Genomic DNA, 16,922 nt, shown 5'->3' with positions numbered 1-16,922 from the left:
TGCTATGTTTCTTCTATCGCTTTAAGTATTTTTTCCAAGGAGCCAGTATTGTGAGCGACGAACTCAGTTATTTTTACACAAAGTTCTTGGCGTTTTTGCTCATCAATGATCAGCGATGTAATGATAGAAGTAAGATCCTGATTATTTTTAATCAGTATTATACTGTCTTCAAATTGCATCATTTCTATAATTTCTTTGAAGTTAAAAAAGCTGGGACCAGTAATAGTAGCTATACCTAACGCAGCAGGCTCTAGAACATTATGCCCACCAACCTTATCCCCAATTAGACTTCCACCCATAAAGCAGATGTCCGCTGCACCCATCAAAGTTAGCATCTCACCCATAGTATCGCCGAGATATACTTGAGTATTTATCTCTACTGAATGCGTTGAAGTACGACGCACAGTGTTAAAGCCTTGCTGTTGGCAAAGCGTGAACACATCATCAAATCGTTCTGGATGGCGAGGAACCAAAATAAGTAATGCATTTGGATGAGATTTTAAAACTTGTCTATGTGCATCTAATACCTGTTCGTCCTCGCCTTTGTGGGTGCTAGCTGCAATCCAAATCGGACGATCGTTTCCAATCTGAGCACGAAGCTGCTGTCCTTGCCGTTTCACTTGCTCTGATATTTGAATATCGAACTTAATCGAACCGGTAACGGATAGTTTCTTTTTCTCGACGCCTAAGCGTTCGAAGCGCTCTGCATCTGAATCTGTTTGGCAGAGTACTTGAGTTAGGCATGGATGAAGCTGGTTAAAAAGCCGCTGTATTTTGGCGTAGTTCTGACACGATTTTTCAGAGAGGCGCGCATTCACGACAGTTATAGGGATACCCGCTTTGTGAACATTGTGAAGCGTGTTTGGCCACAGCTCAGTCTCAATGATCAACATCTGTTTTGGTTGCACTGCTTTAAGAAAGCCTTTGATAGCGAACCCAAAGTCAATTGGCATATAGCGGTGTTCAACTAAATCACCCAACTTAGCAATCTGTTCAGCTCCGGTACTTGTTGTTGTAGTAACTAGAATAGATTGTTCGGGGTTTTGTTCCTTAAGGGCTTTGATTAAAGGTGTCGCAGCTATGCTTTCACCAACAGATACGGCATGTATCCAAATAGGTTTGGCGTTGCTTTTTAGCTTGGGAGTTATGCCAAAGTGCTCTTTCCAGCGAGAGCCAAACTGAGGCTTATTTGGTTTGCTCTTGTACAAACCAAATAAAAGCAGCGGTGACGCTAGAGCGAGTAGTAAGGTATAAACAATACGAACTAACATGAGCTTATCGTAATGGCGTCAAGTTTTTGGATGCTATCTAGCACTTGCTTAGGCGAAAGTTCTGTCAAGCACTTAAGGTGTTTGTATTGACATTCACGCTGGAAACAAGGGCGACAATCAATATCGGTATGAACAATCTCCACCTTTTCTGCGAGTGGAGGTGTGTACTTCGGTGAAGTTGAACCATACACGGCAACAACATTACAACCAACCGCAGCTGCCACATGCATTAAGCCGGAGTCGTTCGCGACAACAGTCTTACATGCAGCAAGTAGATCGACCGCTTCAATTAAGCTGGTTTGTCCTGCTAGAACATGAATGTTCTTATGGAATTGCGTCGGGACAAGTGCGCGGATATTGTTACAAGTCTCTAAGTCTTTTTGAGAACCAAACAACCAGATTTGATGCCCAGATCGAGCCATTTGCGTCGCAACTTCAGCGTAGTGTGTTTCGGGCCATTTTTTGGCAGGACCAAACTCTGCTCCTGGGCACAGTCCAATGATTGGTTGGTCTTGCGTTAAGTTGAACTTTTTGAGCGTGGCTTGTTGCTCTGCCGCGTTGATTGCAAGGCGTGGACGAGGTAAGGTTTCAAGCCCGCCAAGAGAGTTAGAATCCACCATTTCTGCTTTTGGATAAGCTAACGCTACATAGCGCTCTACCATGTACTGAAAAGACTTCATGTTAGGGCGTAAGTCATTCAATAAACCATAGCGCATTTCTCCCTTCCAGCCAGTACGAAGAGGAATGTTGGCAAACCATGGGATCAGTGCTGATTTCGCTGACTTAGGCAAGATATAGGCATGGTCATATTGCTTTTCACGTAATGATTTACCAATTTCCCTGCGGCCTAATAAGTTAAATTCACCATGACCGATAGGCATTTCAATCGCTTGGTGGATTTCTGGCATACGCTCAAGAATCGGTTTACACCATCCTGGAGCGATAACGTCAATTTGGCTATCTGGATGGCGTTGCTTTAATACGATATATAACGATTGCGACATTACCATATCGCCGACCCATGCAGGGCCAATAATTAAAATCTTTTTCATTTATTTACTTGCCAATCAGTATCATATCTAGGCTTGAAGATATTGTAATAGTTATTGCCGTCCTCTTGAGAGTGTAGCAACTGCAATACCCACATATATTGTTCGGGTTTATCACCGACAAAATATTCAATGGCTTCATTACAGGTACGAGCATCTTGCTCTTCGCCTTTATCCAGCTCAAACGCTGGTAAAATCTCAATATCAAACGTACCATCTTCTGTGTTCATCGACGCAAATAGAGGCAGTACTTTTGAGCGTGATAGTTTTGCAATTTTGCCTAAACCAGGTAGCGTTGCTTTACGCGTGGCAAAAAAATCGACAAACACACTATGCTCTGGGCCGTGATCTTGATCGGGTAGATAATACCCCACATAGCCATCTCGAATGGATTTCAGAAAAGGCTTAATGCCACCTGAGCGTTCATAAACACGGCCACCGTATTGGACTCTTTGCTTGTGCATCAGCCAGTCAGCAACATCATTCTTTTGTTTCTTCGCCATTGCAGAAACTGGCATTCCCAGTGAAGCGAGCAAGATAGCAGGCACATCAATAGCCCACGAGTGGGGAACCATTAAAATCACATTTTCGTTGTTATCAATGTGCTGTCGTAAAATGTCTAGGCCGCGAATTTGGCAACGGTTCTGAAGCCACTTTGGTGAGCGTAAACTTAGTAACCCGAAGCGAAAAAAGAACATGGCTGCTGTGTAGAGTGTTTTTTCTATCAAAGCTTCACGTTCTTGGAACGACTTTTCTGGAAAACACAGCTCAAAGTTAACCCTCGCTCGGTGAGCTGGCCCTTTGTGGGATTTCGACAGTTTTTTGGCTACGGTTTTCGCCAACCACTTTTGTAAACCCAGTGGCATTAATGATAAAGGTAAAAATAAGAGAACACCTAACCACGTGCCCCAGTACTTAGGCGACAGGAAGTGGCGCTTAAACTCAGGGTTATATGCTTTAGGGTCGAAGTCATCACGTTTTATGGTCATGGCGTGTCTAGTTACCTATTCGTGTACTGGCGAAGTGGTTTAAATGAGAAAAAAGATATTAAGGAATGATACAGGCTATTACACTTGAGTAAAGGTGGCAGGTTATGGTTCTGCCACCTTGTGGTGCTTAACGGTTTTGGATAGTTAAGTATTCGGCAACGCCTTCTGCAACCGTCTTGAACTCAACATCACAGCCTGCGGCGCGCAGTTTGGTTAGATCCGCTTGTGTGAATTCTTGGTAAGCGCCTTTTAGGTGCTCAGGGAATGGGATGGTCTCAATTTGACCGTTGCCATGATGCTTGATAACTGCTTTTGCTACTTCTTCAAAAGATTCAGCACGGCCAGTGCCGCAGTTAAAAATGCCTGACACACCATTTTCTAAGAACCACAGGTTTACTTTGCATACATCACCAACGTAAACGAAGTCTCGTTTAAATGACTCGCTACCCGCGAACAACTTAGGGTTTTCACCTGCATTAAGTTGGTTGTTGAGGTGGAATGCGACTGAAGCCATGCTGCCTTTGTGGTCTTCACGTGGGCCATATACGTTGAAGTAGCGGAAGCCGGTGATTTGAGAAAGGGTTTCACCATGTTCTTCAGCGTCTTGCCATAGGCGACGAACGTAGTTATCAAACTGCTGTTTCGAGTAACCGTATACATTCAGTGCGCCTTCGTATTCGCGTTCTTCAACGAAAGTATCTGTATCGCCGTAAGTGGCTGCTGAAGAAGCGTATAGGTATGGAATCTCGCGATCTAAACAGTAATGAAGCAGCTCTTTAGAGTACTCGTAGTTGTTTAGCATCATGTACTTACCGTCCCACTCAGTCGTTGCAGAACAAGCACCTTCATGGAAAATTGCCTCAATCGGACCAAAATCATCGCCCGCCATAATTTGGGTCAGAAAGTCGTCACGATCCATGTAATCTGTGATGTCCAGATCAACTAAGTTCTTAAACTTTTTGCCATTTTTTAGGTTGTCGACAACCAGGATATCGTTAATACCAGCTTCGTTTAGTGCTTTAACAATGTTGCTGCCGATCATGCCAGCGCCACCAGTTACGATGATCATAGAACTTCCACCATAGATTAAAATTTTCTCAGGAATTCTAGCAAGAAACGAAAAGTAGCGCTATTGGAAGCAGGAAGATAGGTTTTAGTCTTCTATGACTCAGTATCTATATATGAAAAAGGGAGCCGCAGCTCCCTTGATTATTTTATTATTCCACATCCGAACGGTTAGGTCTTTGGTACCAAGGATTTCGTTCGTCAGTTAACTCAATTAAGCTGTATTTACGGCCGAGCTTCTGCCCTCCGTCACGAGTAAGAGGCTGCCAACTAAAGTTCGCACGATTGTTACTTGGCTTAACGGTCATGATGTCAAACGGAATCGACAAGTAGAAACCTTTAGTAAAGCTACCTTCACCAAATTCGTCCGCAGACAAGTCCGTAAATGAGGCAAAGGCGCCAGCAATTACGCCACTCTTGAACTGCTTAGAAACATTGATTTGTGTACCAACATCGCCAGCTAGGAACTGACCAACATCGACTTGGATCATCAAATCTTGCAGGAATTCCCATTGAGGGTAGTAGTAACCAGATACAAAACCAGTGAATCCTTTATCAATAACTTGGAACGGACGTCCATATTCTGGCACGTTTTGCCATTTCTCATCGTAAACACCGAAGTAACTTTGTGGATCACGTTGAGAAATTAAGTTGACGTCAGCGCCAATCGCCCAGTTAGCTCCTTGTGGTCGGTAAAGAAACTCGGTACCGACTCCTGCAAACATGCTTTCCAGATAGCCAGCGTAGAATTGCTGAACCATGGTATCGGAATACTCTTGGAACCAAGTCAATTGTAAGTTTGACATGGTTACAGCATGTTCATTTTGGTAAGCACGGAACATGGTACGAACCCGGGGAACGGTAGTACCATCAGGTGGAGTGACATAATTAAACTTATCATAGTTGTTATACCAATCCCAGTATAACGAGCCGCCAATTTCAAGGTTGTCCGTCAGCCAGTATGAGGCATTACCGCTTAATCCTACACTAAAGAGGTAGAAGTCTTCTGCGTTACCGAGAGTTTGAACAAGCTTCGGTGCAAAGCCCCAATCAAAACGTTCAAAACCATCATAGACAGATTCTCCACTTGGCTTATTGTTAGCTTTTGCGGTTGCATCTTCTATTTTGGGATTGATGTAATTAACTTGGGCAAAGTCGCGATATTTCTCCTTGGAAATAATTGTTTGTTCGCCGACTAAGCCTCGGCTACGTTCATTGATCGCATAGGTATCAATATCTTCAGGCATTCCATTATGAAGTACAGCCGCCGCTTTTTCATGTGCCTCTGTACGGTCACGATATTTCTTTTGCTCACCAACGACAGTTACGGTGTTGTCATCAACATAAATGCGAGTGTTTTGGTAACCCGCAATTTTGTCTAAGTCTTCTGTTACACGTTCCCAGTCAACATCAGACAGTTCTTCTGGCTGATTGCTTTCTACTTTTGGAGTAGGTGTGTCTCGCCAGAAAGATGGCATGTCATTGAAATTAGTGTTTAGAGTTAAGCCAGCCACTAAAGTGTCTCCGCGTTCGTAACTTAAACGAAAATCGGCCATGCCTAGACGGTAGAGTACACCAAAGTTCCACGGTGTATGTGGAGTCATGTCCACGCCACCGTTTGTTACAGGAAAGTCCCCGCTGTAATCATTGCTGTCATATTCTATTTTTAAGCGTAAAGGTTCGTGCAGAGTCTGATACTCAATACCTCCAAATAAAGCAGCTGGGCCTTTGAAAAAACGGTCAGTGTTTGTTGTTCCACCTGTTAGTTGATAATCACCTGGGCGAGAACAAAATCGATCGGAGATCTTACATACTGGATTGGTGATATTTCCTCTGGTGCCTAAAGAACCCCAGCCAATACCGAGTGTAAAATCAAGTGTCCCTACACTTCTATTGGAGTATTGTTTGGTTGCGGCAAAATATTCAGAGTCAAAAAGGCCAGTACCTGCAAAATCTCTAACACCAAAGGACACTTCTGGTACATATTGACTTTCTTCTAAAAGCCTGAATTTAAAATCAATACCTTTATCTGTGTATTCGTTATCTCCACAAAATCGTGGATCCGTACAGTATGGAAGTCCATCGACAATTGTATATCTAATAGTCGCTTCAGCCCACGGCATCACCTGTATTGTAGCGTTGTAAAAAAGGTACTCATTACTACCTGTGACAGAAAAGTTGAATTCCCCTTCAGGGGCCATACGTCCGGTTGGCATCTGGATTAAGCCAACACCACCAAAGTCAGACTGAGAAGGCTGTAACGTGGGAGCCTCAAAGGGCATGTCTTGAGCCCAAACCAATGCTGGGCCCATTAAAGAAAGGGTTAAGCTTTTTCTAATTGGCATCATTGCGGTCTCTTTGTGGAATTTGGTATCAGTTGAGTGAGTAGGCGGACAATATCTTGGTCCATTTCGGAGTATTCAAGATCACCAAACGGGACATATACCAATGTCAGAGGTGGTAAATAATATTGTGTTGTTAACCAAGCTCCGTGATGCGGTTTAACTACATGACCATCTGGGTAGATCAACACTGGCGGCGTTGATAACGTACCAATGTTACTTTTCAAATTCTCTATTTGTTTCTGCAAAGGGATGCCTGCCTGGTCCTTAACGGAATACACGCTATTTAGGTTTCCCAAGTAATACACTTTCTCCTCGCGTAGAGGGCTTACGAGTAGGTAATTGCCGCGCAACAGTGGGTTGTCGAATTTATTTAGTCGAATTTTATCAACATCGATCGCGGACAGTAAGCGTGGAGCAAAGCTTTGCTTCTTAATGAATTTGTAGAATGGGTGTGCAACCAAATTGTGTTGAATCATTTGATTGAGTACCGAGTTCTTTAAAGCGGTAGAGGTTTTCTCGGCACGATCCGATTTGTCAAACAACGTCGTACCAAGAGAGTATTGCAGAGAGGCGCTTTGCTCCTTAGCAAGTTCTAACACACTTTCTAAACGAGCTGAACCTTGGAATTGTAGCTGTTTGCCTACGTCCAGCAACTCAACATTTAATGGCTGTGTAGTAGAGGTTTCTGTTTGAGCTAAACTATATGAGCTCAAAAGTGGCATGACCAAACAGAATAATGTGATTAGTCGCTTGCTCATGATTTGCTATACCCCTTTAAAATTGTCAACTCAACCGGGATCATATTAGGTCCTAAATATTGTAAGGTTTTAACAACCTGACCCTGTTCATTGACCCAATAGTAGTTTTCGACCGCTCGAGAAAGGCTACTAAACTCAACAACTTCTCTATATACGTTGGTTATAGTGCTAGAAATAGGTGTTGTTAACGTTTCTTGGCCTGAGTAAGAGCGTGTTACATTTGCTGGAAAGCCATAACGGTATTGTGTCGCCCAATCGTATGAGAGTGCGTAGTTGACAGAGGTTGAATCTAAAGAAAAATCTGGAACGTCACCGTAAACGCCCGCTAAGTCCCCACTCTGTAGACCAATCGTTTTGACAATATGTCCATTTTCCGTAACGAGCATTGCTTTATCGGCGCTTACCCATTTTAGTTGTTTTTTACCACTGAGTGGGTTTCGTTCCGCGAAAGCTAAAACAACAAACACCTGTTTTTGATTTCCAAGTTTCAAGTAGGCGCTGGCATATGGAACAGCATTTATTTCTTCTGGTGTCATCTCTACATCAATGTAGTTACCGTAAGCTTCTTGGATGGTTGCTGAAACATCATTGAATTTCTGTGTGCAGCCAAAGAGTAAACCTAAAAGCGGAAGAGTGAGGAGTGGTTGTATCCATTTAGACGTTCGGAAGATATTCATTATTCCCTCTTACAAATAAAATCGCCCTGAGTCATTCAGGGCGATTATCTTCTATCTACAAAACGAAATTAGTTTGTAGAAGTAGAAGTAGAAGTAGATGTTGAAGTAGATGTTGAGTCGCTATCTGACGCTGCAACTGCTACTACAGTTACTGCTGCTGCTGCACCTACTGCTACAGCTGTTGTGCCTGTTGCAGATGCAGAAGCTGCGCCTGCTGAACCTGCTTCTTCTGCTGCAAATGCAGTTGATGCGCTTAGAGCCATAAGAATAGCTAGAGCTGTATTCTTCATTATTAATCCTTGTATATCCGGTATAAAAACATCGATGTTTGGTAGCATAAAAAATGCTCCAAATTATATTCTAGATAAAAAAGCCTTAGCATGTAAATAGTTTCTTATTTTGCTATGGCTTACGATCTCATTTCTAACACCAGCGTGACATTGTGCGGTTATCTTGCTCCCTTGCTTGCTGATAAACTATCAAGAGTGCATAATTTGTCGGTCTATTTCCTCCAGCACTAGAGGCTTGGAGTCAATAGTCCGTTTTTACTTACACCATATAGAAAGCGATACAGTGGCTTACGCTCAACGCCTCAGGGCGGTAGCGTGCCAACTCTTCAGTATTTAATGGCCTGCATAGCACGCTTAACTTTGCTTTGGCAGCCCATATTATTACCAGTACTAGGGACTTTTACGTGATAAGAAAGCAGCATTGTTTAGGAATACTTAGTGCACTGGGCTTAAGCCTGAGTTCTTTTTCAGCGTCAGCCGATTTTTATGCTGGTGCGTTAGTGAGCTACTCAAATGCAGAATTGAAAAGCTCGTCTTCTGAGTCCGTAAAAGAGGGGAGTCCTTTTCTTCTTAGTGCGCAAGCTGGGTACTTCTTTAATGACTATATTGGTCTCGAAGGACGTTATGGGACATCAGTTCAACGTGACAGTGGTCTTGCCGTTGATAGCGTTTTGAGCGGCTTTGTTAAGTTGAATATGCCAGTTTCAGAGCGAGTTGCACTTTATGGTTTAGCTGGGTATTCAAGTGTTCAGCTTGATCTACAAAATGTAGGTTCTCATAAAGAACAAGGATTTAGTTTTGGGTTAGGTATGCACTACGCTTTAAATAACCAAAGCGCGGTGATATTTGAGTTCGTTGATAACGTCTCTGAAGACCAAGTTCGCCTTAACTCGATTACACTGGGTTTTCAGCACCGATTCTAATTTAAATACCTAGAGCTCAAACTTGGGGCTAGGGTCTTTTATTCAATTATTATAGTGACATACCATGTTTAAAGGATATTTCTCTATTGCCGCTTTTATATTGGCAAGTACGTTTGCGTCTTATTCGATGGCACAAACACCCACTCCAGAACAAATAAAAATGTTTCAAAATCTACCCGCCGATCAACAACAGGCCTTGGCGAGTAAATATGGTCTCTCCATTCCTTCTAGTTCATCTTCAAACAAGTCTCCTTACGAAAACCCGCAAGTAATCAAACCTAGAGCTGAATCTAGTGGCGCTGTATCTTCCAATATCGAAGAACAATGGCTCAAAAAAGGTGAGCAGGAAGAGCTTAAACGTTTTGGTTTAGATCTTTTTGCTGGTTCTCCAAGCACTTTTGCTCCGATCAGTGATGTTCCTGTGCCAGCAAATTACACCGTGGGTGCAGGTGATGAAATCATTGTGCAGTTGTTTGGTAAGGAGAATGAAACGCATCGTTTACGCGTAAATCGTGCGGGCACAATCAACTTTCCCTCACTTGGGCCGGTAAATGTTGCTGGCATGCACTTTTCTGATGTTCGAGACTCTCTGACGCAACGTGTAAAAGAGCAAATGATTGGTGTGCGCAGTGATATCTCATTGGGGGAATTACGCACCATGCAAGTGTTTGTCATGGGGGATGCATATAAGCCTGGTGCCTACACGGTTAGCGCATTAACGACAATTTCACAAGCTATTTATTACAGCGGCGGTTTTGGTGAAAGTGGGGCGCTGAGAGATATCCAGCTAAAGCGTGATGGTAAAATCATTCGTAAGTTGGATATGTATGACCTTTTACTAAAAGGTGATGCAAGTAATGATGTGCGCTTACTACCGGATGATGTTGTTTTAATTGGTTCTGTTAACGATACAGTGTCTATAGAAGGCGAGATCAACCGTCCGGCAATTTATGAAGTCAAGGCCGGTGAAACTTACCAACAACTTATTCAGATGGCAGGTGGTTTTACTGCGAATGCTCATGTCGAGCAGTTGGAGATAAAACGCTACGCTTCACATGGCGCTCGTGAGGCTTTGACGCTTGATTTCAATAAAACGCAAGATCGACAGAGTAAAGTTAAAAATGGCGACGCCATCAAGATCTTGAAAAAAAGCGAAGAGCTTACTCGTTACGTGCAGATAGAGGGGGATGTTCGTCATCCTGGCTATGTGGAATGGCACAATGGCCTTCGTGTTGCCGATCTTTTCAAATCTGTTGACTCAGCTTTTAATTCTACAGCTGATGTTAACTATGCCGTTGTGGTAAGAGAGGTTAATCCACAGCGTGATATTGAAGTGTTCCAACTAAGTTTAGCCAACGCAATTCTATCACCAGGTAGTCAAGACAACCTCCAGTTACAATCACGAGATCGTATATTGGTTTTCAACCGCTTTAATAACGAAGACTTGGATACATTGGCAACACAAGAGGCTGTTTCAAAAGCAAAAACATTGGAGCAAGCGCAAGAGCAAGCTGAGCTGGAACAACAGAAAGAGCAAGAAGTGATGAGCTCTTCTGTTGCCGTTTCGCATTCAGAAAACGGTATGCTGAACAACCAGAACACCACAGAGCTGGCGAAACCAGCTAAAATCATTTTCCGTGGTAAAGAGATTACAGAGGAAGACTTTGAAAAGCTGAAGCAAAATACTCGTCGCACTTTACTTGCACCAGTGTTGTTACAACTTCAGCAACAGTCTCGTTTGGGGCTAGCCCCTCAAATTGCTGAAGTCTTTGGTGAAGTGAAGCACCCTGGGCGCTACCCGATTACTCCCAGAATGAAGGTATCAACGCTGATTGAAGCCGCTGGTGGTTTGACTTACAACGCATTCACAATTAATGCAGAACTAGCACGAACCGCGATAAATAGTGCGGATGAGCGTGCGTATATTGATGTTGAACGCATTGATTTGCGTAAAGCAATCCAAGGCAGTGCTTCAGACGATGCAATTATCGTGGGCCGAGATCGTTTGAACATCCTAGAAAAGCCAAATGTGAAACTACAAAGCACAGTCACTTTGCAGGGTGAAGTCCGCTTCCCTGGCACCTATACAGTGCGCCAGGGTGAAACCTTAAGTGAGTTATTGGACCGAGCAGGCGGCCTAACCGAGTTTGCTCATCCTCAAGGAGCAATATTTACGCGTGAAGCATTGCGCTTACAAGAGCAGAAACTGTTGAATCAATACGCAGCGGATATGCGTAAAGAAACTGCGAAGAAAACGTTCCGAGCAGATAGCAATATAGGTTCTGTAATTTCAGAACCAGAAAAAACGTTAGCATTTGTTGAAGAAGCAAGTCGCAGCAAAGCACTTGGCCGTATGGTGGTACAGTTAAATCGCATCTTAAAGGGGGAGCGTTCAGCAGATTTTATGCTAGAAGATGGAGACTTCCTCTTTGTCCCAACCTTCCGTAATACTGTATCGATTATGGGAGAAGTTCAGGTTCCAATTACCTACTTGTTAGACAACAAACTTGATGTTGATGATTACTTGAACAAAGCTGGTGGAGCTAAGAAACAAGCGGACGAAGACCGTATTTTTGTAGTGCGTGCAGATGGTTCTGTATATAAGCCATCCTCTGGTTACTGGTTTGGAAATAACAAAGAAGGGTTAAAAGCTGGCGATACAATTGTTGTACCTATTGATACGGATTACCGTGATGCGTTGAGTACTTGGACCGCGGCAACACAAATACTATATCAAACTGGTGTAGCAATTAACGCTTTGAAATAGCAAAACATTCGTGAGTCTAAGTGATGTCTGGGCTCACGTATTTTGTATATATCTGTATTTAATCAATGAGCAAGAAGCTAATTGACTGGGATAAAGTAAAATGAAATCTGAGCAACACCCAAACCTGCCCCCATATCCACATACCTACATTCCTGCCGAAGATGAGATAGACCTACGTGAATTACTCTCTGCATTTTGGCAGGGGAAATGGATCATCATTGTTACTACGGTCATTTTTGCTGTCGCTGCTGTGGCATTTGCACTATCAAAGTCGAATATTTACAGAGCAGACGCTCTTTTATCTCCAACGCAAGACACCAATGCTAGTGGCTTGGCGGCTATGTCTGGTCAACTTGGCGGATTGGCGTCACTTGCCGGAGTGAGCTTACCAAGCCAAAGTAATCAAACTGACTTAGCTGTTCAAGTCATTAAGTCTCGTCAGTTTATTGAATCCTTTGTAGAGAAACATGACATTTTAGTTCCTCTTATGGGCAGCAAAGGCTGGGACATGGGTTCCAACAAATTAATACTAGATGATGAACTTTACGATGAAGAGAAACAAGTTTGGCTGAGAAAACCTCAAGGACTAAAGGGAGTTAAGCCTACAGCTCAAGAGGCCTACCGTTTATTCGTTACTGAGGTTTTGAGTATTGAGCCAGATAAAGAGTCTGGTTTATTTAGACTATCGGTTAACCACTACTCACCGTATGTAGCTCAACAATGGGTTAATTGGCTGATTGAAGATATTAACCAAGTCATGCGTGAACGTACAATTCGAGATACTAATAAAAATCTAACTTACTTGAGTGAACAGCTTCAGAAAACGGCTGTTGCTGATATGCAATCTGCATTTTACAAGCTAATTGAAGAGCAGACAAAGAACCTAATGCTTGCTGAAGCTCAAGAAGAATTCGTATTTAAAGTAATCGATCCAGCAGTGGTGCCAGAAGAAAAAGCGTCACCTAAAAGGGCTCTGATCTGTATTGCGGGTACACTGCTTGGCGGTATGCTGGGTATTATGATTGTACTAATCCGCTTCGTGTTTACTAAAAGAGACAAGTTAGAGTCGAAGTGATGAGTTGTTGACTCAAAGCAAATCATACAGAGATTGATGGGGGCTTGAAATAACACTGAGTTCATGCTCCTGTAAGGATATTTTTTAAGATTTTCATTAGGCCAGTAATGATGACAAAGAAAAGAGTACTCACGGTATTTGGTACCCGACCAGAAGCAATAAAGATGGCCCCATTGGTACATGCTTTAGCTAATGATGAACGATTTGAAGCAAAGTGTTGTGTTACAGCTCAACATCGAGAGATGCTAGATCAAGTGCTTGAACTATTTGATATTAAGCCAGACTATGACTTAGATTTAATGAGAGCAGGGCAATCTTTAAACGATGTGACCGCACGAATCTTGTTAGAATTAAAACCAGTATTACAAGAGTTTAAACCCGATGTTGTTTTAGTTCATGGTGATACTGCAACTACATTTGCAGCGAGTCTTGCAGCATATTATGAGCAAGTTCCAGTTGGTCATGTAGAGGCAGGTCTAAGAACTGGTAACATTTACTCGCCTTGGCCTGAGGAAGCAAACAGAAAGCTGACGGGTACACTAACCCAATATCACTTTGCACCAACAGACACGTCCCAAAACAACTTGTTACAAGAGAATTTCGATGAAAAGAATATCTCTGTTACGGGGAATACGGTTATTGATGCACTATTTATAATTAAAGATAAAATTGATCATGATAAGTCTCTTCAGCAGCAGTTATCGGAGCAATTCCCATTCCTTTGTGAAAATAAAAAGTTAGTACTCGTTACAGGTCACAGAAGAGAGAGTTTTGGTGGCGGCTTTGAGCGTATTTGTGAGGCTCTAGCCTTGACAGCACAAAAACATCCAGAATCTCAAATTGTTTATCCAATGCATTTGAACCCGAATGTACGAGAACCCGTTAATCGAATTCTTGCGGGCATCAACAATGTGCATTTGATCGAGCCTCAACAATACTTGCCATTTATTTATCTGATGAATAAGGCGCATATTATATTGACGGACTCTGGTGGTATCCAGGAAGAGGCCCCTTCTTTAGGTAAACCAGTACTAGTTATGAGGGATACCACTGAACGTCCAGAGGCTGTGGAAGCTGGAACGGTTAAGTTGGTTGGCACTAATGTAGATAGAATCGTTACAGGTTTGACAACTTTGCTGCAAGATGAACAAGCATACAAAGAAATGAGCTTTGCACATAACCCTTATGGGGATGGAAAAGCATGTCAACGAATTCTAGATGTTCTAGCAAAATAATTTAATTTAACGAGAAGTATATATGTCTTTTGAAACAGTTTCGGTTGTAGGCCTAGGTTACATTGGCCTACCAACTGCAGCGATGTTTGCATCACGTAAGAAAAAAGTAATTGGTGTAGATGTTAACCAACATGCTGTCGATACTATCAATCAAGGTAAAATTCATATAGTAGAGCCTGAGCTTGATATGATCGTAAATGCGGCGGTAAAAGAAGGCTATCTAAAAGCGGTGAATACTCCAGAAACCGCTGATGCGTTTCTTATTGCAGTACCAACCCCTTTTCTTCCTTGTAAAGAGAATGAAATACCTGCACCAGACCTTTCTTACATCGAAGCCGCCAGTAACGCGATTGCGCCAGTCTTGAAAAAGGGTGACCTAGTAATTTTAGAGTCAACTTCTCCAGTTGGTGCTACAGAGCAGATGGCTGACTGGCTATTTCGGGCACGCCCAGATCTTACTTTTCCACAAACTCATGGAGAACAGGCAGATATCAATATTGCACACTGCCCAGAGCGTGTTTTACCTGGACATGTTGTACGTGAATTAGTGGAAAACGATCGTGTTATTGGTGGTCTTACTCCTAAATGTTCACAACGTTCGGTAGAGTTATACAAGACATTTGTTCAGGGGGAATGTGTTGTTACCAATGCCCGAACTGCAGAAATGGCGAAACTGACAGAAAACAGCTCTCGTGATGTCCAAATTGCATTTGCAAATGAGCTTTCAGTTATCTGTGACAAGTTAGAAATTAATGTTTGGGAGCTGATTGAGCTAGCAAACCGTCACCCTCGTGTGAACATCCTTCAACCAGGACCAGGTGTGGGTGGGCATTGCATTGCAGTTGACCCATGGTTTATCGTTTCAAAAACGCCAGTAGAAGCTCAAATTATCCATACAGCAAGAAAAGTGAATGACAGCAAACCCGGCTGGGTTGTGAGTAAAACTAAAATGGCTATTGCAGACTTTTTGCAACAGAACTCTGATAAAACCGCTAAAGATATTACAATCGCATGCTATGGCTTAGCGTTTAAACCTGATATTGATGATTTACGTGAAAGCCCAGCAATGCAGATTGTAAAAGAAATTGCTTCTTTCCACACTGGGAATGTAATTGCAGTTGAACCTAATATCCATCAATTACCGAATTCATTAGAGCAGGTTGAACTTCAGAGTTTTGACTTTGCAAAGTCGACAGCTGATATTCATGTAATGCTCGTTGACCATAAAGAATTTAAAGCTGAGTCACTAAACTCATCATACTTAGTAGATACCAAGGGGATTTGGTAATGAACGCTATTTTGCCTTTAATCGGCCGTACCGAAGCCTTATTCACACAAGATATTGAAAACCATGAAGTAGAACTCTCACGCATTGTTTCTGAGTCCAGTTTCCTTGTTCTTGGTGGTGCAGGTTCCATTGGCCAAGCTGTAACTAAAGAAATCTTCAAGCGTAATCCTAAGAAGTTGCATGTTGTCGATATTAGTGAAAACAACATGGTAGAGCTTGTTCGAGATATCCGTAGCTCATTTGGTTACATTGATGGTGATTTCCAGACATTTGCTTTGGATATTGGTTCTCTAGAGTACGACGCATTCATAAAAGCCGATGGTAAGTTTGACTATGTATTGAACTTATCTGCGCTCAAGCATGTTAGAAGTGAAAAAGATCCTTATACATTGATGCGTATGATTGATGTAAACGTCTTTAATACAGATAAAACCATTCAGCAGTCTATTGATGCGGGCTCGAAAAAATACTTCTGTGTTTCAACAGATAAAGCCGCAAACCCAGTTAATATGATGGGAGCGTCAAAGCGTATTATGGAGATGTTCTTGATGCGTAAAAGTGAGCAAATGACAATCTCAACTGCTCGCTTTGCAAATGTCGCATTCTCTGATGGATCGCTGCTACACGGATTTAACCAACGCATCCAAAAGCGCCAACCTATCGTGGCGCCAAATGACATCAAACGCTACTTTGTTACGCCTCAAGAGTCGGGTGAACTATGTTTAATGTCTTGTATCTTTGGTGAAAACCGTGACATTTTCTTTCCGAAACTGAGTGAAGCTTTGCACCTTATCTCGTTTGCTGATATTGCAGTGAAGTACTTAGAGCAATTGGGCTATAAGCCTCATTTGTGTGAAACAGAAGAAGAAGCGCGTCAACTAGCACATACGCTTCCAGAGCAGGGTATGTGGCCATGCTTGTTTACAACGAGTGATACCACTGGCGAGAAAGACTTTGAAGAGTTTTTCACAGACAAAGAAGAGTTGGATATGTCTCGATTTGAAAATCTAGGCATTATCAAAAATGATCCTCTTTATAAGCAAGAGCTTCTTACTTTGTTTGAAAGCAGTATTTCTGAGATGAAAGGTGAGCGAGCTTGGACTAAAGAGCAAATTGTAGAATTGTTCTTTACAATGATTCCTGATTTTGGACACAAAGAAACGGGTAAATACCTCGATAGCAAGATGTGA

Annotated in this window: 14 protein-coding genes; 6 read left to right on the top strand and 8 right to left on the bottom strand. The window is 42.5% G+C overall.

Going from position 1 to position 16,922, the window contains the following annotated elements; all coding sequences use genetic code 11:
* Nucleotides 1-2: 2 nt before the first annotated feature.
* From waaA to L3V32_RS16270, 8 genes are all read right to left on the bottom strand, one after another.
* Nucleotides 3-1,271, bottom strand: a complete 1,269-nt coding sequence (gene waaA / locus L3V32_RS16305; protein WP_237284717.1) for a lipid IV(A) 3-deoxy-D-manno-octulosonic acid transferase — start codon at nt 1,269-1,271, stop codon at nt 3-5.
* Nucleotides 1,265-2,323 carry a lipopolysaccharide heptosyltransferase II gene (gene waaF / locus L3V32_RS16300; protein ID WP_237284716.1) on the bottom strand — a complete coding sequence of 353 codons (1,059 nt, stop codon included), beginning with the start codon at nt 2,321-2,323 and terminating at the stop codon, nt 1,265-1,267. The genes waaA and waaF overlap by 7 nt, the downstream gene beginning before the upstream one ends.
* Nucleotides 2,320-3,309: a lauroyl-Kdo(2)-lipid IV(A) myristoyltransferase gene (gene lpxM / locus L3V32_RS16295; RefSeq protein ID WP_237284715.1), complete on the bottom strand. Its 990-nt coding sequence runs from the start codon at nt 3,307-3,309 to the stop codon at nt 2,320-2,322. Before lpxM ends, waaF begins: the two co-directional genes overlap by 4 nt.
* Before the next feature lie 127 nt (nt 3,310-3,436).
* A complete protein-coding gene (gene rfaD / locus L3V32_RS16290) occupies nt 3,437-4,378 on the bottom strand; it encodes an ADP-glyceromanno-heptose 6-epimerase (protein WP_237284714.1) in 942 nt (313 codons plus the stop codon).
* Nucleotides 4,379-4,526: 148 nt separating this feature from the next.
* Nucleotides 4,527-6,722, bottom strand: coding sequence for a YjbH domain-containing protein (locus L3V32_RS16285; protein WP_237284713.1), 2,196 nt, complete (start codon nt 6,720-6,722; stop codon nt 4,527-4,529).
* Nucleotides 6,719-7,477: a capsule biosynthesis GfcC family protein gene (locus L3V32_RS16280; protein WP_237284712.1), complete on the bottom strand. Its 759-nt coding sequence runs from the start codon at nt 7,475-7,477 to the stop codon at nt 6,719-6,721. The genes L3V32_RS16285 and L3V32_RS16280 overlap by 4 nt, the downstream gene beginning before the upstream one ends.
* The gene (locus tag L3V32_RS16275) at nt 7,474-8,154 is read right to left on the bottom strand and encodes a YjbF family lipoprotein (RefSeq protein ID WP_237284711.1); all 681 of its coding nucleotides are present in this window, start codon (nt 8,152-8,154) and stop codon (nt 7,474-7,476) included. Before L3V32_RS16275 ends, L3V32_RS16280 begins: the two co-directional genes overlap by 4 nt.
* A gap of 68 nt (nt 8,155-8,222) precedes the next feature.
* The gene (locus tag L3V32_RS16270; protein ID WP_005535462.1) at nt 8,223-8,444 is read right to left on the bottom strand and encodes a hypothetical protein; all 222 of its coding nucleotides are present in this window, start codon (nt 8,442-8,444) and stop codon (nt 8,223-8,225) included.
* 404 nt (nt 8,445-8,848) lie between these two features.
* Here L3V32_RS16270 and L3V32_RS16265 point away from each other — a divergent pair, with 404 nt between their 5' ends.
* The 6 genes from L3V32_RS16265 to L3V32_RS16240 all read left to right on the top strand — a co-directional run bounded on the left by L3V32_RS16265 (nt 8,849) and on the right by L3V32_RS16240 (nt 16,922).
* Nucleotides 8,849-9,367 carry an outer membrane beta-barrel protein gene (locus L3V32_RS16265; RefSeq protein ID WP_047103814.1) on the top strand — a complete coding sequence of 173 codons (519 nt, stop codon included), beginning with the start codon at nt 8,849-8,851 and terminating at the stop codon, nt 9,365-9,367.
* A gap of 64 nt (nt 9,368-9,431) precedes the next feature.
* Complete coding sequence (locus L3V32_RS16260) at nt 9,432-12,134, top strand: SLBB domain-containing protein (protein WP_237284710.1); 2,703 nt, start codon at nt 9,432-9,434, stop codon at nt 12,132-12,134.
* Nucleotides 12,135-12,234: 100 nt separating this feature from the next.
* On the top strand, nt 12,235-13,209 hold the full coding sequence (locus tag L3V32_RS16255; RefSeq protein ID WP_176318946.1) for a Wzz/FepE/Etk N-terminal domain-containing protein: 975 nt from the start codon (nt 12,235-12,237) through the stop codon (nt 13,207-13,209).
* A gap of 110 nt (nt 13,210-13,319) precedes the next feature.
* Complete coding sequence (gene wecB, locus L3V32_RS16250) at nt 13,320-14,444, top strand: non-hydrolyzing UDP-N-acetylglucosamine 2-epimerase (protein WP_237284781.1); 1,125 nt, start codon at nt 13,320-13,322, stop codon at nt 14,442-14,444.
* Between the two features lie 22 nt (nt 14,445-14,466).
* On the top strand, nt 14,467-15,732 hold the full coding sequence (gene wecC, locus L3V32_RS16245) for a UDP-N-acetyl-D-mannosamine dehydrogenase (RefSeq protein ID WP_237284709.1): 1,266 nt from the start codon (nt 14,467-14,469) through the stop codon (nt 15,730-15,732).
* Complete coding sequence (locus L3V32_RS16240) at nt 15,732-16,922, top strand: UDP-N-acetylglucosamine 4,6-dehydratase (RefSeq protein WP_237284708.1); 1,191 nt, start codon at nt 15,732-15,734, stop codon at nt 16,920-16,922. The genes wecC and L3V32_RS16240 overlap by 1 nt, the downstream gene beginning before the upstream one ends.

Source organism: Vibrio sp. J2-4, assembly GCF_021728155.1.
GTDB classification, from domain to species: domain Bacteria; phylum Pseudomonadota; class Gammaproteobacteria; order Enterobacterales; family Vibrionaceae; genus Vibrio; species Vibrio diabolicus.
The sequence above is the reverse complement of the archived record's forward strand: the minus strand, read 5'-3'. Positions and strand labels throughout refer to the sequence as shown.